At 62.2% G+C, this 24,128-nt stretch carries 16 protein-coding genes and 2 pseudogenes; 11 read left to right on the forward strand and 7 right to left on the reverse strand.

What is annotated here, in order from left to right; all coding sequences use genetic code 11:
- Positions 1-11: 11 nt before the first annotated feature.
- Both L0Z65_RS08640 and L0Z65_RS08645 read left to right on the forward strand, forming a co-directional pair.
- Positions 12-476: a (2Fe-2S)-binding protein gene (locus L0Z65_RS08640; protein WP_405112390.1), complete on the forward strand. Its 465-nt coding sequence runs from the start codon at positions 12-14 to the stop codon at positions 474-476.
- A gap of 3 nt (positions 477-479) precedes the next feature.
- Positions 480-2,720 (forward strand): molybdopterin cofactor-binding domain-containing protein, encoded by a 2,241-nt coding sequence (locus L0Z65_RS08645; RefSeq protein ID WP_405112393.1) that lies wholly within the window; start codon positions 480-482, stop codon positions 2,718-2,720.
- Between the two features lie 90 nt (positions 2,721-2,810).
- On the opposite strand, the gene L0Z65_RS08650 is transcribed toward L0Z65_RS08645, so the two are convergent.
- The 4 genes from L0Z65_RS08650 to L0Z65_RS08665 form a co-directional block, all read right to left on the reverse strand.
- On the reverse strand, positions 2,811-3,590 hold the full coding sequence (locus L0Z65_RS08650; RefSeq protein WP_040174153.1) for a gamma-glutamyl-gamma-aminobutyrate hydrolase family protein: 780 nt from the start codon (positions 3,588-3,590) through the stop codon (positions 2,811-2,813).
- A 220-nt stretch (positions 3,591-3,810) separates the two neighbouring features.
- On the reverse strand, positions 3,811-4,236 hold the full coding sequence (locus tag L0Z65_RS08655; RefSeq protein ID WP_040174154.1) for a heme-binding protein: 426 nt from the start codon (positions 4,234-4,236) through the stop codon (positions 3,811-3,813).
- Between the two features lie 75 nt (positions 4,237-4,311).
- Positions 4,312-6,444: a malate synthase G gene (locus L0Z65_RS08660; protein WP_405112397.1), complete on the reverse strand. Its 2,133-nt coding sequence runs from the start codon at positions 6,442-6,444 to the stop codon at positions 4,312-4,314.
- A 246-nt stretch (positions 6,445-6,690) separates the two neighbouring features.
- Positions 6,691-6,891: a hypothetical protein gene (locus L0Z65_RS08665; RefSeq protein ID WP_014874107.1), complete on the reverse strand. Its 201-nt coding sequence runs from the start codon at positions 6,889-6,891 to the stop codon at positions 6,691-6,693.
- Positions 6,892-7,012: 121 nt separating this feature from the next.
- On the opposite strand from L0Z65_RS08665, the gene pepN reads away from it, so the two are divergent.
- The 3 genes from pepN (at position 7,013) to L0Z65_RS08680 (ending at position 11,660) form a co-directional block, all read left to right on the forward strand.
- The gene (gene pepN / locus L0Z65_RS08670) at positions 7,013-9,577 is read left to right on the forward strand and encodes an aminopeptidase N (RefSeq protein WP_405112400.1); all 2,565 of its coding nucleotides are present in this window, start codon (positions 7,013-7,015) and stop codon (positions 9,575-9,577) included.
- Positions 9,578-9,700: 123 nt separating this feature from the next.
- Positions 9,701-10,153 (forward strand): hypothetical protein, encoded by a 453-nt coding sequence (locus tag L0Z65_RS08675; RefSeq protein WP_405112403.1) that lies wholly within the window; start codon positions 9,701-9,703, stop codon positions 10,151-10,153.
- A 166-nt stretch (positions 10,154-10,319) separates the two neighbouring features.
- Positions 10,320-11,660, forward strand: a complete 1,341-nt coding sequence (locus tag L0Z65_RS08680) for a hypothetical protein (protein ID WP_254683088.1) — start codon at positions 10,320-10,322, stop codon at positions 11,658-11,660.
- 51 nt (positions 11,661-11,711) lie between these two features.
- On the opposite strand, the pseudogene L0Z65_RS08685 reads toward L0Z65_RS08680, so the two are convergent.
- Positions 11,712-14,090, reverse strand: a pseudogene (locus L0Z65_RS08685) (Tex family protein).
- Positions 14,091-14,262: 172 nt separating this feature from the next.
- Here L0Z65_RS08685 and gatB point away from each other — a divergent pair.
- Entirely contained in the window at positions 14,263-15,777 is a 1,515-nt protein-coding gene (gatB, locus tag L0Z65_RS08690; protein ID WP_405112406.1) for an Asp-tRNA(Asn)/Glu-tRNA(Gln) amidotransferase subunit GatB, read from the forward strand.
- Between the two features lie 280 nt (positions 15,778-16,057).
- Entirely contained in the window at positions 16,058-16,759 is a 702-nt protein-coding gene (locus tag L0Z65_RS08695; protein ID WP_405112409.1) for a DUF4177 domain-containing protein, read from the forward strand.
- 74 nt (positions 16,760-16,833) lie between these two features.
- Here the strand turns inward: L0Z65_RS08695 and L0Z65_RS08700 are convergent, their stop codons facing one another.
- Positions 16,834-17,088: a BolA family transcriptional regulator gene (locus L0Z65_RS08700; protein ID WP_102897353.1), complete on the reverse strand. Its 255-nt coding sequence runs from the start codon at positions 17,086-17,088 to the stop codon at positions 16,834-16,836.
- A 118-nt stretch (positions 17,089-17,206) separates the two neighbouring features.
- Between L0Z65_RS08700 and L0Z65_RS08705 the strand changes: the two genes are divergently transcribed.
- Complete coding sequence (locus L0Z65_RS08705) at positions 17,207-17,830, forward strand: J domain-containing protein (RefSeq protein ID WP_102897354.1); 624 nt, start codon at positions 17,207-17,209, stop codon at positions 17,828-17,830.
- Between the two features lie 249 nt (positions 17,831-18,079).
- Here the strand turns inward: L0Z65_RS08705 and L0Z65_RS08710 are convergent, their stop codons facing one another.
- Positions 18,080-20,203, reverse strand: coding sequence for a DEAD/DEAH box helicase (locus L0Z65_RS08710; RefSeq protein WP_405106861.1), 2,124 nt, complete (start codon positions 20,201-20,203; stop codon positions 18,080-18,082).
- 427 nt (positions 20,204-20,630) lie between these two features.
- On the opposite strand from L0Z65_RS08710, the pseudogene cobS reads away from it, so the two are divergent.
- The 3 genes and pseudogenes from cobS to cobT all read left to right on the forward strand — a co-directional run bounded on the left by cobS (position 20,631) and on the right by cobT (position 23,941).
- Positions 20,631-21,618 (forward strand): annotated as a pseudogene (gene cobS / locus L0Z65_RS08715) (cobaltochelatase subunit CobS).
- Positions 21,615-22,067 (forward strand): hypothetical protein, encoded by a 453-nt coding sequence (locus L0Z65_RS08720; RefSeq protein WP_405106864.1) that lies wholly within the window; start codon positions 21,615-21,617, stop codon positions 22,065-22,067. The pseudogene cobS and the gene L0Z65_RS08720 overlap by 4 nt, the downstream one beginning before the upstream one ends.
- On the forward strand, positions 22,064-23,941 hold the full coding sequence (cobT, locus tag L0Z65_RS08725) for a cobaltochelatase subunit CobT (RefSeq protein WP_405106867.1): 1,878 nt from the start codon (positions 22,064-22,066) through the stop codon (positions 23,939-23,941). The genes L0Z65_RS08720 and cobT overlap by 4 nt, the downstream gene beginning before the upstream one ends.
- Positions 23,942-24,128: the final 187 nt, after the last annotated feature.

The following is a 24,128-nucleotide window of genomic DNA, read 5'->3' on the forward strand; positions in this document are numbered from 1 at the left end:
AAGAGCCCGCCATGTCCACCACCCTTCGCATCAATGGAACCTCTCATCAGGTCGATCTGCCGGACGACGTGCCCCTGCTGTGGGTGCTGCGGGATGAGATTGGTCTTACCGGCACAAAATTCGGCTGCGGCGTCGCGGCCTGCGGCGCCTGCACGGTGCATATCGATGGCGAGGCCGTGCGCTCCTGTCAGGTGGCGCTCTCCGACGTCTGGGGCGATGTCACCACAATCGAAGGGGTCGGAACACCCGACACAATGGCCGTTGTGCAAAAGGCATGGGTCGCCAATCAGGTGGCCCAATGTGGCTACTGCCAGTCCGGCCAGATCATGCAGGCCGCCAGTCTGTTGGCGGAAAACCCCTCGCCCAGTGACACAGAAATCGATGAGGCGATGCAGGGCAACCTCTGCCGCTGCGGCACCTACCCGCGTATCCGCGCCGCCATTCACGACGCCGCCAGTATGATGAAGGAGGCCTGATTCATGGCCAGCCTCAAGAAAATTGCCCGCCGCAGCTTTCTCATCGGCTCTGCCGCCATCGTCGGCGGTGTTGCCTTCGGCACCTATAAATACCACCAGCCCGCCCCCAATCCGCTGGCACAGGAGGACGGGCGCGCGGTGCTCAACCCCTTTGTCTTTGTCGATCAGTCCGGCGTCACGCTGATCGCGCCTCGGGCCGAAATGGGACAGGGTGTGAAATCCGCATGGGCCAGCCTGATTGCGGAGGAGTTGGACGTCGATCCCGGCAAGGTCACCGTGCTGCATGGCCCGGCAGCCAAGGCCTATTACAACAGCGCCATGATGTCCGAGGCGCTGCCCGGTCGCGGCTATGATGCCTCCGAATTCCAGCACTCGCTGGGCGAAATCGTCGGCCACATGTCGAAGTTTCTTGATCTGCAGGTCACCGGCGGCTCCTCCTCCATGCGGGACGGGTTTGAACGGATGCGCCATGCTGGCGCCAGCGCCCGCGAAACCCTGAAACAGGCCGCCGCCGATCAGCTGGGCGTCAGCCGCGATCAGCTCACGACCGAGGACGGCCATGTTATTGCTCCCGACGGCGCCCGCCTGCCCTATAGCGCGCTTGCAAATGCCGCTGCCTCCCTTGCCCCGATTGAAGCGGATCTGCGCCCGGCCTCTGAATGGCGTCTGATCGGCAAAGACGTGCCGCGCATCGACATGGTCGCCAAATCCACCGGTACTGCAGAGTTTGGCGTCGACGTCCGCCTGCCCGGCATGAAATTTGCTGCCATCCGGCAAAGCCCGCATTTCGGCGTTGGCAAAACCGCCTTTGACGCCAGCGCTACCGATGGGATGGCCGGTGTCGAAAAGATCATTGACCTTGGCGATGCGGTTGCAGTCGTGGCCAGCAATACCTGGCTTGCCCAGCAGGCCGTCGATGCCATTGACGTCACGTGGGAGGCAGCCCCCTACCCCGAGACCACAGAGGACATCTTTGAGGAAATCGCTCGCAGTTTTGGCGCCGCACCAAATTCCACCATGCGTGATGACGGCGATGTGGACGCGCTACCAGAGGGCGCGACCGTGATCGAGGCTGAATACCGGTTGCCTTACCTCGCCCACGCCACGATGGAGCCGATGAATGCCACCGCGCTCTATTCCGGAGACAGCTTGCAAATCTGGGCCCCCAATCAGGGTCCAACCATTGTGCAGAAAAACGCCGCAGCCTTGGCAGGGCTCGACACCGACGCGGTGGAGGTGAATACCACCTATCTGGGCGGCGGCTTCGGGCGGCGGATCGAAACCGACTACACGGACCGTGCAGTGCAGATCGCCCTGCAAATGCCCGATACCCCGGTGCAGCTGACATGGAGCCGCGAGGAGGACATGGCGCACGACGTCTACCGCCCCGGTGCCGTTGCCCGCTACCGCGCGGCGGTGAAAGATGGCAAGGCCGTGATGGTCCATGGCAAGATCGCCGCCCAATCCGCCACGGTTGAGGGCGCAGGCCGGATGCTGGGCCTGCCGATGAGCGGCCCGGACAAGGGGCATGTGGACGCGGCCTTCAACCAGCCGCTCGCGATCCCGAACTTCCGGGTTGAGGGCTATCTGGCCACGCCCATGCTCCCGGTTGGTTTCTGGCGCTCGGTCGGGGCGTCGTTCAACGGGTTCTTCTCCGACAGTATTATTGACGAAATGGCCCAAGCGGCGGGCCGCGATCCGCTGGACTTCCGGCTGGAATTGGCCCGCGCCGAATGGGCCCCCGCCGCCAACGTGCTGGAGACCGTGCGCGACATGTCCGGCTGGACTGGCAAAACACCCGACGGCATCGGCCGCGGGGTCGCCATGGCCTACAGCTTTGGCACGCCGGTCGCTCAGGTGATCGAAGTGGCCGATGAAGAGGGCCAGATTCGCATGACCAACGCCTGGATTGCTGCCGATCTGGGGCGTGTCATCGACCCGAAGAACACCCGGGCGCAAATGTTTGGCGGCATGGTCTACGGCTTGTCAGCCGCCTGTTTTGGGGAGATCACCATTGATGGCGGCGCGGTCGAGCAGGAGAACTTCCCCGACTATGACGCGCTGCGCATGCACACGATGCCCCGGGTTGAGGTGACCCTGCTGGAAAATCAGCCCCGAATGGGCGGAGCCGGTGAACCGGGCACCCCGCCTGCCGCGCCTGCGCTGGCCAATGCTCTCTTTGACCTCACGGGCAAGCGCGCACGGCAATTGCCGCTGATGCATGAGTTTGACCTTCTGGTCTGAGAAGGCTTCCCTGACACGACAACAGGCACCGTCATCGCGGTGCCTGTTGATACAAACGCAAGCAGAAGCAGCGCCGTCAGATGCCTCACATCAGGCGCTTTGACGATGGCCCCGCGCTCCGGTCCCGTCCGCCCAATCCCGCACCGCATCCCCGAAGGCCGTGAACAAGGGCCGCGACACAGGATCATTGGCGGCGTCCCATTCCGGGTGCCATTGCACCGCAAGGGTAAAGCCGGGCGCGTCTTTCACATAGATCGCCTCAGGCGTGCCGTCAGGCGCAGTTCCGTCAACCACAATCCGGTTGCCCGGTGCCTTGATCCCCTGCCCATGCAGCGAATTGGTCATCACCTCAGGCGCACCGAACAATCGGTGGAACACACCGCCCTCGCTCAGCTCCACGATATGGCGCATGGCGAATTTCTCCTCCAGCGTACCATCGGGCGGCATCCGGTGGTTCATGCGCCCCGGCAGGTCACGGATCTCCGGGTAAAGAGTGCCACCCATGGCCACATTCACCTCCTGAAACCCCCGGCAAATGCCAAGGAACGGCTGCCCCCGCTCCACACAGGCCCGCACCAGCGGCAACGCGATGGCATCGCGCGCCCGGTCAAAGGCGCCATGCGCATCGGTTTCCGCCTCACCGTATTCATTTGGATGCACGTTCGGTCGCCCGCCGGTCAGCAGGAAACCGTCGAAACTCTCCAGCAGTTCCTCAACCGAGAGGAACCGGGGATCGGAGGGGATCAGCAGCGGCATGCAGCCCGCCACCTCGGCCACCGCCTCGGAGTTCATGGTCCCCCCGGCATGGGCCGGGTATTCATCGTTGATCAGATAGGAGTTGCCAATAATGCCGACTTTGGGGCGTGTCATTCTGTCCTCAGCGGTTTGGGCATCGGTCATGCGCCCTTACGGGCGGCACGACCGGATCAGGACAATCCTACAGCCACGCTGCGGCGAGTGGCAATTCCCCTTAAGGGCGCGACCCGCCGTCAGCCCGTAAAAAGCTGCATATGCGCCGCAGCTTTCACATCGGTCATGTCGTCTGCGGCCTGTCGTCCTGCCCGACCTCCCATGATGTCGGGCAAACCAATCACGCCTCGCCGTTCAGACCGGTGGCCCGAATGCCCGCCATCGCGGCCTCCGCGTCATTGTCGGAGGTATCCCCGGTAACCCCAACCGCACCGATCACGACCCCCGCCTCACTGCGCAGCAGAACGCCGCCCGGAACCGGCACAACCTGCCCACCATAGACACCGTTCACGGCCGCCATGAAATAGGCCTGCTGCTCAGCCCGCGCCATCTGGGCTGTGCCCGCCATGCCCAACATCACCGCGCCGTACGCCTTGCCATGCGCGATAGCAAAACGCCCCGGAGCGGCACCATCTTCACGTTCAAACGCCAGCACGTGACCGCCCGCGTCCAGAACGACCACCGACAACGGCTTAAGCGCCATCTCGCGGCCCTTCGCCCGGGTGTGATCAATGATGCTGCGGGCCTGATCCAGTGTAAGGGTCATTTCGGTGTCCTTGATATGCTCTAGTATGTTCGTAAAAAAAGGGGCCGGGCACAGCGCCCGACCCCATCTGTTCTCTTAGCCCTGCGCCTTCAGTTCAAGGCGACGCGCATGCAGCACCGGCTCGGTATAGCCGGAGGGCTGAATCCGCCCACGGAACACCAGATCGCAGGCCGCCTGAAAGGCAATTCCATCAAATCCCGGTGCCATAGGCGTGTAGCTGGCGTCGCCCGCGTTCTGTCCGTCCACGACTGCGGCCATTTTCTGCATCGCGGCCATGACCTGCGCCTCATCCACAATGCCGTGATGGAGCCAGTTGGCCAGTGCCTGGCTGGAAATCCGGCAGGTTGCACGGTCTTCCATCAGGCCCACATTGTGAATGTCGGGCACCTTGGAGCATCCCACGCCCTGATCGACCCAGCGCACCACATAGCCCAGAATACCCTGCGCGTTATTCTCGATCTCCTGCGCGATTTCGGCCTCCGACAGGTTCTCGCCCTGCATCACCGGGATGGTCAGCAGATCATCCAACGTGCCCCGCGCGCCGCCCGCTTTCAGCTGGTCCTGCACCTGATGGACGTTCACGCGGTGGTAATGCGTGGCATGCAACGTCGCGGCGGTTGGCGACGGCACCCAGGCGCAGGTCGCACCGGACTTCGGATGGCCGATCTTGGCCTCCAGCATCTCGCCCATGCGATCCGGCATGGCCCACATGCCCTTGCCGATCTGGGCCCGCCCTTTCAGGCCGCAGGCCAGACCGATATCAACATTGCGATCCTCATAGGAGGCAATCCAAGGCGTCGCTTTCATCTCGCCCTTGCGCATCATTGGCCCCGCCTCCATCGAGGTATGGATCTCGTCGCCGGTGCGATCAAGGAAGCCTGTGTTGATGAAGGCAACCCGATGTTTTGCGGCCCGGATACAGGATTTGAGGTTTACCGAGGTGCGACGCTCCTCATCCATGATGCCGATCTTGACGGTGTGACGCGGCAAGCCCAGCGCGTCTTCGACATGGGTGAAAATCCGGTCGGTGAAAGCAACCTCCTCCGGCCCGTGCATCTTCGGCTTCACCACGTAAACGGACCCATGCAGCGAGTTGCCGCCCTCGGCCTGAAGATCATGCATTGCACATAGGACGGTGGTCATCGCATCAATGAAGCCCTCGCCTGCCTCGCGCCCAGCGCTATCGCGGACGGCAGGGTTGGTCATCAGATGGCCGACGTTGCGCACCAGCAGCAGCGAGCGCCCTTTCAGCACCAGATCCGAGCCATCCGGTGCGGTGAACGTCTGGTCGTCGTTCAGCACACGGGTGAAGGTTTCACCACCCTTCGTCACCTCTTCGGCGAGGTCGCGCTTCATCAGCCCAAGCCAGTTCGAATAGGCCGTGACCTTGTCCTCACCATCGACGCAGGCCACGGAATCTTCGCAGTCCATAATGGTGGAGAGCGCTGACTCCAGGACAATATCATTGATCCCGGCCTGATCGCCCGTGCCGATGTTCCCGTTGGCATCCACCACGATCACCGCGTGCAGGCCATTGTTCTTCAACAGGATTTTGCCCGGCGTGGCCGCATCGCCTTCATAACCTGCAAACTGCGCGGCATCCTTGAGCGTTGGCACCAGCGCGCCGCCTTCCACAGACAGACCGGTGCAGTCGTTCCACGACCCCTCAGCCAGCGGGAAGGTCTGATCAAGGAACCCGCGACCCCAAGCGATCACCCGCGCACCGCGCCCGGCATCATAGCCTTTGCCCTCAGGCAGATCACCCATGGCATCAGTGCCATAGAGCGCATCATAGAGGCTGCCCCAACGGGCGTTGGCCGCATTCAGAGCAAAGCGCGCATTGGTGATCGGCACCACCAGCTGCGGCCCCGGAACATTGGCGATCTCATCGTCGACATTCTGCGTTTCGATCTCAAAATCGTCGCCCTCAGGCAGCAGATAGCCGATATCGCGCAGAAACGCCTCATAGGCGGCGGCGTCATGGGCCTGCCCTTTGCGTTCGATGTGCCAGGCGTCAATCTGTCCCTGCAGATCCGCACGTTTTGCCAGAAAGGCGCGGTTCTCATCGCCCATCCCGTTGACCAGCCCGGACAGACCGGCCCAGAACGCATCCGCTGTCACACCAGTGCCGGGCAAAGCCTTGTCTTCGATGAAGGACACCAGCGTGTCAGCCACCTGCATATCATGACGTTCCTGCATCCCGCTCATGGGGTGATCCTCCTGTAAATGCGCGTTTGCGGACTCGGATACACCAAAAGTTTCCTATCAGCAACGATGGTGGTAATATTAGTTTACCAATTCAGGCGAAGCTGCTTCAAATAAACACGATAGGTGCTGTTCTCCCTTTAGGATTTCCCGGAACAAACCCAGCGCTATAGAAAAAACCAAAAAAAGACCCGGCAGAGCGCTGCCGGGTCCAGTCGGGGAGGAATTTCAAGTCGTCGGAGGATTGGGTCAGTTGTCCGCGATAGTCGCTTGCACTTCGGCAGCCGTCTGCGGTGTTTCGACGACATCTTGTTCGCCGCCTTTGTTGAAAACCCAAAGCAGGAAGACGGCAAACATCAGCAGCACAGCCACCACGACGCCCCGGATCCCCAGCAGGGCCGGTTTGTGCAGCTTCTCTTCGCGTTCAACATTGGTGTCAGGTGCCGACATGGGCCGCTCCTTTGTCTACAAGTTTGCGCGGTTGCTGGCGCGGGGCCGCAGCCGCTGGTACACAGGCTTGTAATAGATACGCTGACCGACCCGCCCGGGTTCCACGGAACAGGAAAAAACCATGAAAGATGCCGCGCCCACCACCGCACCGGAGACATTTTATCTGAAGGATTACAAACCTTTCGGATTTGAGGTGGAGGCGGTAGAGCTGACATTTAAACTGGCGCCGAATTCGACCCGCGTGCTGAGCAAGATCCGCTTTGCCCCCAAGGAAAACGCCGCCGATCCGCGGTTTTGCCTGCACGGTGAAGCGCTGAAACTCATCTCCGCCAAGATCGACGGTAAGCCTGTGACGCCCGAGCTGATCGCGGGTGGTCTCATCTGCGACACACCCGACACCCCCTTCACCTGGGAAGCGGAGGTGGAAATCGACCCCGCCGCCAACACCGCGCTGGAGGGACTTTATATGTCCAGCGGCATGTATTGCACCCAATGTGAGGCCGAGGGGTTTCGCAAGATCACCTATTACCCTGACCGCCCTGACGTGATGTCGACCTTCTCGGTCCGTATCGAAGGGAATGAAAAGGTCCTTCTATCCAATGGCAATCCCACCGGGTCAGGCGACGGTTGGGCGGAGTGGCACGATCCATGGCCAAAACCGGCCTATCTCTTTGCGCTGGTGGCCGGTGATCTGGTGAACCATCCCGACAGCTTCACCACCCGGTCCGGCAAGAATGTCGAACTCAACATCTGGGTCCGCCCGGGAGACGAGGGCAAATGCGCCTTTGGCATGGAAGCGCTGAAGAAGTCGATGAAATGGGACGAGGATGTCTACGGCCGCGAATATGATCTGGATATCTTCAACATCGTCGCGGTTGATGACTTCAACATGGGCGCGATGGAGAACAAAGGGCTGAACATCTTCAACTCCTCCTGCGTTCTCGCCTCGCCCGAGACCTCAACGGATGCCAATTTCGAACGGATTGAGGCGATTATCGCCCATGAGTATTTCCACAACTGGACCGGCAATCGCATCACCTGCCGCGACTGGTTCCAGCTGTGTCTGAAGGAAGGCCTGACCGTGTTCCGCGATGCCCAGTTCACTGCCGACATGCGGTCAGAGCCGGTGAAGCGGATTGAGGATGTGATTGCGCTCCGCGCGCGCCAGTTCCCGGAGGACAACGGCCCCCTCGCCCATCCGCCGCGCCCGGAACAATTCCAAGAGATCAACAACTTCTACACCGCCACCGTCTATGAAAAGGGCGCTGAGGTCATTGGGATGCTGAAGCGCCTTGTGGGCGATGAGAATTACGCAGCGGCGCTGGATCTCTACTTTGATTGGCACGACGGTCAGGCCTGTACGATCGAAGACTGGTTGAAGGTGTTTGAGGATGCCACCGGGCGTGACCTCAGCCAATTCAAACTCTGGTACAGTCAAGCGGGCACCCCGCGGGTGCAGGTCTCTGAGGACTATGCCGACGGTCGCTATACCCTCACCTTTGAGCAATCGACACCGCCCACCCTCGGCCAGCCCGACAAGGCCCCTCGCGTTATTCCAATCGCGGTGGGACTTCTCTCTCCTAACGGCGATGAAGTGCGGGAAACGGAGGTGCTGGAGCTGACCGAAGCCAAGCAGAGCTTCACCTTTGATGGCATCGCCGCGAAACCCGTGCCCTCCATCCTGCGCGAGTTCTCGGCCCCGGTGATCCTGGAGCGCGAGACCACAAACGCAGAACGCGCCTTCCTGCTGGCCCATGACACTGATCCCTTCAACCGCTGGGAGGCGGGCAACGCTCTGGCCACCGAAACCCGCGTCACTATGGTGACCGAGGGCGCCGCGCCCGACGGGGCCTATCTGGATGCGCTGGAGAAACTGGTGCGTGATGACATGCTTGATCCAGCCTTCCGCGCGCTGGTGCTATCGCCGCCCAGCCAGTCCGAGATTGCCCAATCTCTGCACGACCGAGGTGTCACCCCCGATCCGCAGAAGATCTACGATGCGGCAGAGACCTTCGCTCAGACGCTGGCGCAACAGCTGGAAACCAGCCTGCCCCGGCTCTATGCCGCGACTACTGTAGATGGCCCCTATCAGCCCGATGCCCATGGTGCCGGTCTGCGGGCGCTGAACGGTCGTATCCTGTCCCTGCTGACCCGGCTGGATGGCGGCGAACAGGCGGCACGCCAGTATCAGGCCGCTGACAATATGACCCAGCAATATGCGGCGCTGGCATCACTGATGAAGGCGGAAAATGGCGAGAGCCAAAGTCAGGCGTTCTTCGACCAATGGCAGGATGACCGTCTGGTGATGGACAAATGGTTCGCCCTGCAGGTGGCCTGTGCCGCCCCCGATGCGGCAGCCGGGGTTGCCTCGGACCTCACCGGTCACACGCTCTTTGACATGAAGAACCCCAACCGCTTCCGCGCCGTGATGGGCGCGCTGGCGGGCAATCACGCGGGCTTCCACCATGTCAGTGGCGCGGGCTATCAGCTGCTGGCAAAGAACCTGATCGCGCTGGACAGCCTGAACCCCCAGACCACCGCGCGGATGTGTGCGGCCTTCCAGACCTGGAAACGCTACGACAGTGCGCGACAGGCCCTGATCCGAGTTGAACTGGAACGCATCCTCGCCAAAGAGGGTCTCAGCCGTGACACCCATGAGATGGTCAGCCGGATCCTGCAGGGGTGATGCCCACCACACGCAGAAAGAGCGGGCGGCCTGACTGCCCGTTCCCCTCTGTAGATCTGGAAACGGTGCAGCATTGCCGTCAGCCGGATCTCGGTGACACCCACCGTGCCGTAGGTCTGACGGGTGTCTGACGGCGGTGCCTCCTCCACGGCGTATCGCTACAGCGGGACCGCCCGCACACCGCGCCTCACCGTGGCGCTTGGCCTCTGGGCGGTCGGCATTCTGATCATATCGCTTTATTTCTCCGCCGCTGTCTGGATTGCTGTGGTGCTGGCGCTGCCCCTGCTGCCCGGCCTGTGGGAGCTATGGCGCAACCCTACTGCGATGCTGGCGGTGGACAGCAAGGGCCTTAGCTGGTGCAACGCGGCCTCCGGCAGCACAGATATCCCCCTGGATCGGATCAGCCACATCCGGCTCGACAGGCGCTGGGATTTCTCCCATCGCGCCACGGTTCACACCAACAGCGGCAAACGCCTGCGTATCCCGCCGGATTGCCTGCCGCCGCATCAGCGCTTTGAGCAAGCTCTGATTGCCGCCAATCTGCGGGTTGAGCGACATCATTTTCAGATTTTCTAGCGGTCTGAGCGGCGTCTCCGCCGCAAACCCAACTCTTAACGCCCGTTAACCTGCCACTGGAATATCCCAATCGTCCTCCGCAATGGCGCGCGCGCGCCATGATTGCGCCCCAAAGCCGGGTCAGTTTGTTTTCAGTGATTTAAGCTGCCAGCACGCGGACATAGATATGCTCAACAAAAACACCCCAGCGCGCGATCTTTTCAAACAGGTTTTTGCGACATTTCTGCCCGGCGACGGGCGCGCACCGGCGGTCCAGACCGCCGATGGTCACCCCGTCCGCTTGCCAAAACCAACAACGGTTCAGGACAGTACCTGCGAGCCGCGCAGCCACAGCAGCGCCATCACCCAATCAACCGAGCAACTGATCGTGCCAATCTGCGATCCTGCGCACTCCGGCAGTGACTGCGCGGCGCTGCAGGATCAGGGCCAGTTCCTCGCCCGTCAGGATCGCTGGGCTGACCTCTCCGCCCGGATCGCAGAGGCTGATAGGGCGCGACGCAACACGCCGCATGGCCTCCCCGTCGCCGAACTGCTGGCCCATGGTGCCCGCGGCGATGTGGTCAATGCCGTCGAACACGCGCTGAGCCTCGGCCACGCCGCAGACCGGCGCAAGATGATCGAAGGTGTCATGGGGCTGGAGGCCATGTGCGTCGAGCATCGCGACGACCCCTATCTGCGCACCTTGGTGGCCCTGGCCCATATTGATGTGGCGTGGATCTGGCGGGGGTATTCCGACGTCTTGTCGATCACCGTCGCCAACGGTCAGCGTTGTGCAGCCCATTTCGACAGGGCCGCCGCGCTGTTGCACCCGCTGGATGGCATTGCACTCGACAGCCCCTTCATAGCCGCCGCCAAAACCGCCCTTCTGGCCGGGCAACGCTCTGCCGGGACCACGCAGGTCGCCGATGACTTTGCAGCACTCATTGATCTTGATCCCGACAATCACCGCCACATGCGCAGTCTGGGCACCCATATGCTGCCGCGCTGGTTCGGCGACTATACCGCGCTCGAACTGGAGGCCCGCCGCACCGCCGCTCGCACCGAGGCCACTTGGGGCCACGGCGCCTATGCCTGGGTCTATTTCGATGCCATTGCACTGGACCCGGAGGCCTGCGCCCGCGTCGATATCGACTTCTTCATGGACGGTCTGCGCGATATCGTGGCCCGTCGCCCCGATCAGGAAATGATCAACCTCCTGTCCTCCTATTGCGCCGTGGCCCTGCGCTACGGCGAGGAAGCCGCCACCAAAGGCTCCCCGCAGCGTACCGAAATCGTGGAGGCCGCAGAATGGCTGATCCGCGATCACCTGCGCGAAATCCATCCCCTGATCTGGGCCCACGCAGCCCAGCGGTTTGACAACAACCTGCGCATCGCCTCGCCGCGCCGCTTTGCCGATCACGGACGCAAGGATGCACTGGCCTTTATCGCGAAACTGTTCCGCAATGAGATCGAGGCAGGCCAGAGGGTGGAATTCTCCGCCAGCGGCCTGCGGGTCACCTCAAACTAGCACAGGCGCCTCGCACGCCTGCGCCACGTTCACGCTCCATCCGGTGTCCTGCTATCGTTTCTTGAAGGCATCCATCAGAGCGGCCCCCAGAGCGCCGGTATTCTGATCAGTCTTCTGACCGGAGTTTTGACGCGCGCTTTGAGTTTTGCCCTGCTTCTGCCCCGGCCCCTTATGCCTGCCATGAGCAGACGCAGGCTTGCCGCCCTGTCGCGGGCCTGCCCCCTTGGCCGGTCCGCGTGCGTTACGCTCCTCTTTGGCAGAGGCGCCGCCGTCCTTCTTCATGGTCAGCGCGATCCGCTTGCGCGGCACATCCACCTCCGTGACGGTGACCTTGACCACCTGGCCTGTCTTCACCACCTCATGGGGGTCTTTCACAAACCGGTCCGCCAGCTGGCTCACATGCACCAGCCCGTCCTGATGCACGCCAATGTCCACAAAGGCGCCAAAGGCTGCAACATTGGTCACCGTGCCCTCCAGCACCATGCCGGGCTTAAGATCGGTAATCGTCTCAACCCCATCCTTGAACGAGGCCGTCACAAAGGACGGACGCGGATCGCGGCCCGGCTTTTCCAATTCCTCGAAAATGTCGCGCACAGTCGGCAGCCCGACCTCGCCGCCGACAAACTCCTCTGCCCGCAGAGACTTCAGCGCTGCCCCGTCGCCCATGATCTGACGAATATCGCGCCCGCAGGCAGCCACAATCTTACGCGCCACAGCATAGCTTTCGGGGTGAACCGAGGACGCATCCAGCGGCTCCTTACCATCCCGGATGCGCAGAAACCCCGCGCATTGTTCATAGGCTTTGGGGCCAAGCCGCGCCACCTTCAGCAGCTCGCGGCGTGAGGAAAACGCCCCGTTTACATCCCGATGTGCGACAATCGCCTCTGCCAGACCGGGGCCAAGGCCCGAGACATGCGCAAGCAGCGGCGCAGACGCCATGTTGAGATCAACGCCAACGGCGTTCACAACATCCTCGATCACCGCTTCCAGCGATTTCGACAGTTTGTGCTGGTCCACATCGTGCTGGTACTGGCCGACGCCAATGCTCTTGGGTTCGATCTTCACCAGCTCCGCCAGCGGATCCTGCAGGCGCCGCGCAATCGACACCGCCCCGCGCAGGCTCACGTCCAGATCCGGGAATTCCCGCGCCGCCAGTTCGGATGCGGAATAGACCGAGGCGCCGGCCTCGGACACCACCACCTTGGTCGGCGCCTTCACCTTGGCAGGCAGATGCTTCAGCACCTCCGCCACCATCCGCTCAGTCTCGCGGCTGGCGGTGCCGTTGCCGATGGCGATCAGCTCCACCCCATGCTCGGCGATCAGTTTCACAATCGATACCTGCGCGCCGCGCAGATCGTTCTTCGGCTGGAAGGGATACAGCGTCTCGGTGGCCACCAATTTCCCGGTTGCGTCAACCACCGCCGCCTTGACGCCGGTGCGAATACCCGGATCCAGCCCGAGAGTCGGCCGCGCACCGGCTGGCGCTGCAAACAGCAGGTCCTTGAGGTTGCGGGCAAAGACCTGAATAGCGTCCTCCTGCGCACGACCGCGCAGGTCTCCCATCAGCTCCAGCATCATCGACAGCGACAGCTTCACCCGCCAGGCCCAGCCCGCGACCTTGCGCAGCCAAATATCCCCCGGCCCGTTGCCGCCCGCGCCCAGCTCCGCCGCAACCATGCCTTCGGCCCGCGCGGCACCTTCTTCCGGCTCCGGCCCCACATCCAGCGTCAGCACGCCCTCGTTTGACCCACGCAGCATCGCCAGCGCCCGGTGCGAAGGCACATCGGCCCAACGCTCGGAATGCGCGAAATAGTCCGAGAACTTGGCGCCCTCCTGCTCCTTGCCCTCGATCACCTTGGCGGTGACCACCGCTTCCTTTTGCAGGAACCCCCGCAACCGCCCCAATAGGGCTGCATTTTCAGTCAACCGCTCGGTCAGGATATCGCGCGCGCCGTTCAGCGCATCCTTCACCGTTTCCAACGCCTCGGAAATGTACCCTTCCGCCAGCTTTTCCGGGTCTATGCGGCGGTCGGCCAGAATGGCCTCTGCCAGCGGCTCCAACCCGTTTTCGCGGGCAATCATCGCCTTGGTGCGCCGCTTTGGCTTATAGGGCAGGTAGATATCCTCCAGCTGCGCCTTGGTTTCTGCCGTCGCGATTGAGGATGCCAGCGCATCGGTCAGTTTGTCCTGCGATTTCACCGACTCAAGGATCGCCGCCCGCCGCTTTTCCAGCTCACGCAGATATTCCAGCCGTTCCGCCAGCTAGCGCAGCTGGGTGTCATCCAGACCCCCGGTCGCCTCTTTCCGGTAGCGCGCGACAAAGGGCACGGTGGCGCCTTCGTCCAGCAGCGCGACAGCGGCGCTCACCTGTTTCGCGGCAGCGCCGATTTCCGTGGCAATGGTCTGGCTGATGCGGGCGGATGTGTCCAAGGCGGCCTCCTGTTGAACTGCTCGGGCTGCCAGTTCTATCTGCACGCCCTGACCCCGCCAAGAGGGCAAATACCGCCCCGGCAATCCCGCGCCGCCATTGCCCTCTTGCCCCTGCCCGCGCAGAGGCCTAGAACGCTTGCCAACTATAGACATTCGGATACGGCGGAAAACCATGCTCGACCTGACATATGAACTCCCCAAGCCCAAAGTAATCGCGGGCGCCAAGCATGACTGGGAACTGGTCATCGGCATGGAGGTGCATGCCCAGGTCAGCTCCAATGCCAAGCTGTTCTCCGGCGCCTCCACCAAGTTCGGGGCCGAGCCAAACTCCAACGTGGCATTTGTTGATGCGGCGATGCCCGGCATGCTGCCGGTGATCAACGACTACTGCGTTGAACAGGCCGTGCGCACCGGTCTTGGCCTAAAGGCCGATATCAACCTGTGGTCCGCCTTTGACCGCAAGAACTATTTCTACCCCGATCTGCCGCAGGGCTACCAGATTTCCCAGCTCTATCACCCCATCGTGGGCGAGGGCGAAGTGCTGGTGGAACTGGGCGACGGCACCGCGCGCAACGTGCGGGTTGAGCGCATCCACATGGAGCAGGACGCAGGCAAATCGATCCACGACATGGATCCCAACATGTCCTTCGTCGACCTCAACCGCACCGGCGTCTGCCTGATGGAGATCGTCTCTCGCCCCGACATCCGCGGGCCCGAGGAAGCGGCCGCCTATATCGCCAAGCTGCGCCAGATCATGCAGTATCTGGGCACCTGCGATGGCAACATGCAAAACGGCAACCTGCGCGCCGACGTGAACGTCTCCGTCTGCCGTCCGGGCCAGTATGAGAAGTATCAGGAAACCCAGGACTTCTCCCACCTCGGCACCCGCTGCGAGATCAAGAACATGAACTCCATGCGCTTTATCCAGCAGGCCATCGACGTCGAGGCCCGCCGCCAGATCGCCATCATCGAGGCGGGCGGCACCATCGACCAGGAAACCCGCCTGTACGATCCGGACAAGGGCGAAACCCGCTCCATGCGCTCCAAGGAAGAGGCGCATGACTACCGCTATTTCCCCGACCCGGATCTGCTGCCGCTGGAAATCGAACAGGCTTGGGTTGATGATATCGCCGCCAACCTGCCGGAACTGCCGGACGAGAAAAAGGCACGTTTCATCAAGGATTTCGGTCTGTCCGATTATGACGCCTCGGTGCTGACCGCCGACGTGGAATCGGCCACCTTCTTTGAGGAAACCGCCAAGGGCCGCAGCGGCAAGCTGGCCGCCAACTGGGTGATCAACGAACTCTTCGGCCGCCTGAAGAAGGACGAGGACAAACAAATCACCGACAGCCCGGTCTCCCCGGCGCAACTCGGCGGTATCATTGATCTGATTTCTTCGGACGCCATCTCGGGCAAAATCGCCAAGGATCTGTTCGAGATCGTCTATACCGAAGGTGGCGACCCGGCTCAGATCGTCGAAGAGCGCGGCATGAAGCAGGTGACAGATACCGGCGCCATCGAGGCCGCGCTGAACGAGATCATCGCCGCCAACCCCGCACAGGTGGAGAAGGCCAAGGTGAACCCCAAGCTCGCAGGCTGGTTTGTCGGCCAGGTGATGAAAGCCACCGGCGGCAAGGCCAACCCCAAGGCGGTGAATGAGCTGGTGGCCAAGAAACTGGGCGAGTGAGCGCAACCCGCGGGTCGCAGATCAGACCCAATTGCAGATTGACCAAGGGCGCCCCAGTGGCGCCCTTTTTGGTGCCTGCGCAGGCTGCAACTCACCCGCCTGTGTCCCCTTTGTGCTGACATCACGGCGCAAGCCCCCGTCATCAAACTGGAATTCCGCCGCGGAATTTGGTTATACTACAGATCGACTTGCCCATCGACAGGTCCCCGCCCATGGGGAACGCGGACGCTTGACCCCCCGCACGCTTGCGCTAAACCTGCCGCCGACACAGGAGACGTTTATGCAAGCTTTTGAGTACAAGGTTGTTCCCGCCCCCGCCAAGGGCACCAAGGCCAAAGGGGTCAAAACTGCCGAAGCCCGGTTCGCCAATTCCATCGATATTCTGCTTAATGAGATGGCAGCAGAGGGCTGGGAGTATCAGCGCGCGGAGCTTCTGCCCTCAGAAGAACGCAGCGGGCTGACCGGCTCGACAACCAATTGGCGCAATGTGCTGATTTTCCGCCGCGCCTTGCCAGCAGCGGCTGACGATACACAGTCTGGCGCCATCGCCCAGCTGGCCGCACAGCTCAGCGCCCAGATCGCCACTCAGACCACGGGGCCGACCATCAGCGAGCCAGCAGATCCGGACACCAAAGACGTCGCAGCCGCCACCGCGGAGCCCGCGGCCGCCAGCCGCCCGGAAACCACCACTGTGCCGACCCTTGGTCCGGCGACCACCACCGCCATCGTACCGCCCACCGCCATTGCCGGTGATCCGGAGGCCCCGGCGGGCGCCATCGCCGTTCCCGGTCGGGGTGCACGTGCGATGATGGCTGATGATGGCGTGGAGGAACTCAGCCCGGTGTCTGGCGTAACCGCCGCACTGAAGGCCCGCGCCACCCTCGCCGCAACGCCGAAAGGCGCCGCAGTCAAACCTGCCGCAAAGGCCGAGCCAAAGCTGACAAAGGCGCAAGCCCCCTCCAAAGATCCGGCAGGGAGCTGACCAGCCCCTTACCCGAATTCCCCGCCGACGTTGCCGCATGGTCACATAGGCGGGGCTTTGCCTGACTTGCCGCGCTAGGCGCCGATATCCAGCGCCAGCGCGTGGATGCGGGGCACAATGTCGCCCAACGCCTTATGCACCGCACGATGCTGCGCGACGCGGCTCATATCCGCAAAGGCCGCGGCCCGGATATGCACGTTGAAATGGCTCTCGCCGCGCCCGTCGTGGCCTGCATGGCCGATGTGCTGATCGCTCTCATCCTCGACCCGCAGCACGCTTGGCGCAAATTCTGCGCGCAGGCGTACCTCAATCTCATCACGAATGCTCATTCTGCCGTGTCCTGCATAAAAATCCCCGTATTAATTTTCCCAGCCCCCTTCAATCTGCCGCCCCTTAGACTAAACTGCTGCCTCCGAGTCGAACAGTTGCGTCTAGAAGGTGCGCCCCATGACCAAGTCAGATCCCTTTGGTTTCGATATGTCCATCCGGTCAGCGAAGAAAAAGAACCCCCGCGGGCGGCGGGCCGCCACCGGCGCGTCCGAGACCTCCCAGCGCGTTTGCGACAAGGATGGCTGCGATGAGCCCGGCAAATTCCGCGCACCCAAGGCCCCCGATGTGCTGGATGATTTCTACTGGTTCTGCCAGGAGCACGTACGCGAATACAACAACAAGTGGAACTTCTTTGAAGGCACCACTGAGGCTGAGTTGAACGCTCAGCAGTCCAAGGACAAGGTCTGGGAACGCCAGACCAAACCCATGGGCGATCCAGAGGCGCGGGCCTGGGCGCGGCTAGGCATTGAGGATCCGCATCAGGTACTGGGTCAGAACGCCACCCGCAATCCGGGCCGCTCCGCCCCTGCCGGGCGCCGTCTGCCGCCGACCGAACGTCGCGCGCTTGAGGTGCTGGAGGCCAAGGATGACTGGAGCAAGGCAGACATCCGCAAGGCCTATAAAAAGCTGATCAAAGTGCTGCACCCCGACATGAACGGAGGCGACCGCAGCCAGGAAGAACAGCTGCAAGAGGTGGTCTGGGCTTGGGATCAGATCAAGGACAGCCGCAGCTTCAAGTGAGCCGCTGCACCTAAACCGTTTCAACCAACTGGCGTCATTGCCGTTTCGAAAAAGCCAGAGAGCGGCGCGCAAGCGGCGCTTTTTCTTTGTCCCCTACGCCGCCTCCCGCAGGTTTTCGCCGATCAGCCGAGCGCCCGTTGAACATCGGCAAACTGGCGGATAACCGCGCCTCTCTCCTGCGAATATAACAACGAAAAAAGCCACGGCACATTGGCGCCGTGGCTTCTTCATTTTACGTTGATAGGCGGTTCAGCTGCCCTTGCGCTGCGGTCGCGCGTTGCCGCCGGGTTTACCGGAAACGACTGCACGGGCCTTGTTTTTCTTGCTGTTGGGCTTGCCCTTCGGCGGTGGCGGCCCTTTGCGACCGGATTTCCCCGGATTGGACCAATCGCCCTTGGGCTTGCCCGGAACCGCAGGTTTGGCAGGCGCCGACGGCGTTGCCCCCCGGTCCGACGACCCGCGTGCGGTCACTGTGGCTTTGCCGCCCTCACCTGTGCGCTTGGGCTTATCGAAACGGGGCTTGTCGCCATAGGCCGGTTTGTCACCGCGCGGTTTATCGCCATAGGGTTTGCTGGCACGAGGCTTGTCACCATATGGTTTTTCACCACGTGGCTTGTCACCGTAAGCAGGCTTGTCGCCGCGCGGTTTGTCATAACGGGGCTTGTCGCCATAGGGCTTACGCTCCCCCCGCTCGCCGCCGCGATCTCCGCGATCTCCGCGATCTTGTCCACGGTGGCCGCGCTTGTCATCGCGGAAACCACCGCCTTCACGCCCCTGCGGGCGTGGAGATTTGGGCAGATCCGGCGCCTTGTCCAGACGGGTGACATTTGCCCCCTCTTCCAGACCGTCATGTTTCACCGCGCCCCAGAAGCTTTCGGCGCTGGCTTCGCGCACTTCCACGTAGCTTTGATCAAACTGAACCCGGATCGCGCCGATATCATCCTTGGTCAGCCCACCGGCATTGCACAGCGCAGGCAGCAGTCGGCGTGGCTCGGCACCAGCCTTGCGGCCACCGCTGACGGCAAACCACACGGACGGACCAAAGGGCGCGCGCTCTTGGCGCTCACGTTTGTCGTGCTGCGGATCGCTCAGCTCCTCAGGCGCGCTGTGGCGATCGTGGAACAGACGCAGATAGGCGGCGGCCAGCTGCTCGGGCGAGAACCGCTCAACCAACTCCGCCACAGGGGCGGTCTCGTTTTCGCTGACCGGTTCGCTCCAGGCCTTGTCGCCCAGAAGGCGCTCAAAGTCGCGGGTGCGGACATCATCTGCACTGGGGGCCGGGCTGGTCTCTGCCGTGATCTTGGCCGACCGCAGCAGGCGCAGGGCCTTGCCCTTTGCCTTTGGTGGCACGATCAGCGCGGACACGCCCTGACGCCCGGCACGGCCAGTACGGCCCGACCGGTGCAACAGCGTCTCATGGCTGGATGGCAGATCCGCGTGAATGACCAGATCCAGCTTCGGCAGGTCGATCCCGCGCGCCGCCACATCCGTTGCAACGCAGACCCGCGCGCGCCCGTCCCGCAGGGACTGCAGCGCGTTGGACCGCTCCGCCTGGGACAGCTCGCCGGACAGGGCAACCACGGAAAATCCGCGATTGCTCAGCCGTGTGGTCATCCGATTCACCACCGCGCGGGTGTTGCAGAACACAATCGCATTGGGCGACTCGTGGAAACGCAGCACGTTAATGACCGCGTTCTCAACATCCCGCTGCGCCACGGCCAGCATCTGATATTCAATGTCAGCATGCTGCGAGGCTTCCGCCACGGTTTTGATGCGCTGGTGATCCTTCAGATAGGTCTCCGCCAGCCGCGCAATGCCCGCAGGCACGGTGGCCGAGAACATCAGGGTCCGACGCTCTTCCGGGGACTCGCCCAGAATAAACTCCAGATCCTCGCGGAAGCCCAGATCGAGCATCTCATCGGCTTCGTCCAGCACCACGGCGCGGACCTGCGACAGATTGATGGAGCCGCGCATAATGTGGTCGCGCAGACGCCCGGGCGTCGCCACGACAATATGGGCGCCACGTTCCAGCGCGCGCCGCTCATCGCGCATATCCATACCGCCAACGGTGGAGACCACATGCGCGCCCGCTTCGGCATAAAGCCAGCCAAGTTCGCGTTTGACCTGCAACGCCAGTTCGCGGGTCGGCGCAATGACCAGCGCCAACGGCAGATCGGCACGGTCCAGTTTCTCGGCGTCGCCCAACAATGTGGGGGCCATCGCCAGGCCAAAGCCTACGGTTTTGCCGGATCCGGTCTGTGCCGACACCAGAAGGTCGGACTGATCCAGCTCGGCTGCGGTGACGGCCTCTTGCACGGGTGTCAAATGCTCGTAGCCGCGCGCCTGAAGCGCTTGTTCGAGTGCTGTTTTCAAGATTTCATTTCGCTTGCTGCGGGGCGCGCCGCCAGAGGGCACGCCGATATCGGGAATGTCCCCGACTGCGCAGGAACGCGGATGGCATCATCCAGGTGCGCGCTGATATCGGCTTTGCCCCCTGTTGTACAGGGTTCATTTGCCCATCGGGGCGCCGCAGACCGCCCGCAGACGCAACCCCGCTATGCGTTTACTGCGACATCCACCCGCGTCGCCGACCTCCCGGCACAACACGCGTTAGGCGGAGAGAACATAGCGCATCCGGTAGCGGGGACAGCCCCCATAGGGCCAGTTTTGATCCAAACGTCACGACAGCTGGTCAAACCCGGTCATGGCCCCTTGCGATTGCAGACAAGATCGGGCACCAATCCAGCGGATTGCCCGCAGCCAACGGACGCTGCGCGGATGAGGATAAGGATCGACTGCGATGACCGACGGTTTGCTGGATATGAACGCGAAACCCACCGAGACCTTTTCGGTGCGCGATGTGTTCGGAATTGATACGGATATGACCGTCAAGGGCTTCGCCGAAGGCTCTGACCGGGTTCCGGCTCTGGACCCCACCTATAAATTCGATCCCGAAACCACACTGGCCATTCTTGCAGGGTTCAGCCACAACCGCCGTGTGATGATCCAAGGCTACCACGGCACCGGTAAATCGACCCACATTGAACAGGTCGCCGCCCGCCTGAACTGGCCCTCCGTGCGGGTGAACCTCGACAGTCACATCTCCCGGATCGACCTCATTGGTAAGGACGCGATCAAGCTGCGCGACGGCAAGCAGGTCACTGAATTCCACGAAGGCATCCTGCCCTGGGCCCTGCGCAATCCGGTTGCCATCGTGTTTGACGAATATGATGCTTAGCCGCGCCGACGTGATGTTCGTGATCCAGCGGGTGCTGGAGCATGACGGCAAGCTGACGCTGCTGGACCAGAACGAGATCATCACCCCGAACCCCTACTTCCGCCTGTTTGCCACCGCCAACACCGTGGGCCTTGGGGACACCACCGGGCTCTACCACGGCACCCAGCAGATCAACCAGGCCCAGATGGACCGCTGGTCGCTGGTGGCGACACTGAACTACCTCAGCCATGATGCCGAAGCGGCCATCGTGCTGTCCAAGGCGCCGCATTACAACACCGCCGAGGGCCGCAAGACCATCTCCCAGATGGTGACCGTCGCCGACCTCACCCGGACCGCCTTTATGAACGGCGATCTCTCCACCGTGATGTCGCCCCGGACCGTGATCAACTGGGCACAGAACGTCGAGATTTTCCGCGACGTGGGTTATGCCTTCCGCCTGTCGTTCCTGAACAAATGCGACGAGCTGGAGCGCCAGACCGTGGCCGAGTTCTACCAGCGCTGCTTTGACGAAGAGCTGCCCGAAAGCGCCGCCAGCGTGAGCTTGGGGTGATCAAAGCCCGGCATACTTTAGCCACGTTCCTAGTGGTTTGCGGCTCGGTCAGCACCACATGGGCCGCAAACTCCCCAGCGCCGACACAAAATTTGACAAAGGAAAAAATGCTCGCGATTGCGGAACATCAGGACATGAGCAACCCCAGATTCGTTGCCGCCAGATGCCGCGGACTGTTTGACGCAACAACTATTCATCGGATGATTATGCGATCCAACCCTGTTTCCCGCAAACAAAAGCACCTCGGCGCGCCTTTTGACTGGGTAACCGACCGTGACATCTTTGATAATCTCATTGCCTTAGAAGAAGAGGCTGATGGGCCTGACCACTCGTATATCAACGACTACATGAAGGCATTTGGCCCGATTAGTATTCCCTCGCGTGTTCCTGAGCTCAAGTTGTATATTGCTGACAAGGCAACCTGTCTGGAAAGGTTCGGCAAGAAATGAAAAAGCTCAACGATAACCCCGCCGATCCGTTCAAGAAGGCGCTGGCCGAAGCCACCAAGGTGATGGCTGACGATTCTGAGCTGAACGTCTCCTATTCCGTTGACCCGGCTGGAATGTCCGGGGACAGCATGCGGCTGCCGCAGGTCTCCCGCCGGATGAGCCGCGAAGAGGTGCTGCTGGCCCGTGGCACCGCCGATGCGCTGGCGCTGCGCCACAAATTCCACGACACCGCCACCCATGCCCGCTATGCCCCACCCGGCGATATGGCGCGGGACCTCTATGAGGCGCTGGAGTCCGCCCGCTGCGAGGCGATGGGCGCACGGCACATGCCCGGCACCGCCTCCAATATTGACGTCAAGATCCAGAACGAGGCCCTGCGCAAGGGCTATGACCAGATCAAATCCGCAACCGAGGCGCCGCTGGCGGTCTCGGCTGGCTATCTGATCCGCCATCTCGCCACTGGCCGCCCGCTGCCAGAGGCCGCCGCCAATGTGATGGAACTCTGGCGCGGGTTCATTGAACAGCAGGCCGGTGAAACACTGGCCAACCTTGACGACACCATCGAGGATCAGGCCACCTTTGCCAAATTTGCACGGCAGGTGATCACCGATCTGGGCTATGGCGATCAGCTGGGTGAGGACCCGGACCAGCTCGACGATGAGCAGGAAAACGACGCTGAAGAGGACGCTGAGGAGCAGCAGGACCCCGACAGCAACGGTCAGGACGATTCCGACGAGGAAGAAGCCGACGCCAACCCCGAGCAGGCTCAGGAACAGCAGCAGGACGAGAGTCAGGCGCAGGTCTCCATGGATGAAATGGCGGATGATGAATTCGCCGAAGACACCGAAATGCCCGATGGTGAGGCGCCGCTTGATCCCCCGCCGCCGCCAGCTGTGTCGGAGGCGGATCCCGACTACAAGGTGTTCAACGATGCCCATGACGAGGAAATCGCCGCCGAAGACCTCGCCGAACCTGCCGAGCTGGAACGTCTGCGTGCCTACCTCGATCAACAGCTGGAACCGCTGAAAGGCGCTGTTTCACGGCTGGCCAATAAATTGCAGCGCCGCCTTCAGGCGCAGCAGAACCGCTCTTGGGAGTTTGATCTGGAAGAGGGCATTCTGGATGCTGGTCGTCTGGCCCGTGTGGTCGCGAACCCCACCACGCCCTTGTCGTTCAAACGCGAGAAAGACACCGAATTCCGCGACACCGTGGTGACGTTGCTCCTCGATAACTCCGGCTCCATGCGGGGGCGCCCGATCTCCATCGCCGCGATCTGCGCCGATGTTCTGGCCCGCACCCTGGAACGCTGCAACGTGAAGGTCGAAATCCTCGGCTTTACCACCCGCGCCTGGAAAGGTGGCCTGGCCCGCGAGGCCTGGCTCAATGAGGGTCGTCCGCAATTGCCCGGCCGCCTCAACGACCTACGCCACATCATCTACAAAGGCGCCGATGCGCCGATGCGCCGGACCCGTGACAACCTCGGCCTGATGATGAAAGAGGGCCTCCTGAAGGAAAACATCGACGGTGAGGCACTGGAATGGGCGCACCGCCGTATGATCGCGCGGCAAGAGGCGCGCAAAATCCTGATGGTGATTTCCGATGGTGCGCCGGTGGATGACAGCACCCTGTCGGTGAACCCGGCCAACTATTTGGAAAAACACCTGCGCGATGTGATCGCCATGGTGGAGCGGCGCAAACAGGTCGAACTGCTGGCCATCGGCATCGGCCATGACGTGACCCGCTACTATGACCGCGCCGTCACCATCACCGATGTTGAACAGCTGGCAGGCGCCATGACAGAACAGCTCGCCGCGCTGTTTGACAGTGACCCGCGCGCCCGTGCCCGCGTCATGGGGATCAAACGCGCCAGCTGATCCGATCTGTCAGCCGTCCCTTCTTACCAAAGCCCCGCCAACCGTGCGGGGCTTTGTGTTACAGGGGTTGCGGGAAGCCGCCGGATTTGGAACAAGTGTTCGCGACAGAGCGCGCCATGATTGCCGCGTCATTTCCTTGTTCCTGCCGACGTCGCGCAACACCCTCCCGGAAGGGCCGGTCGCTGCG

The organism is Phaeobacter sp. BS52 (genome assembly GCF_045040595.1).
Lineage (GTDB): Bacteria > Pseudomonadota > Alphaproteobacteria > Rhodobacterales > Rhodobacteraceae > Phaeobacter > Phaeobacter piscinae.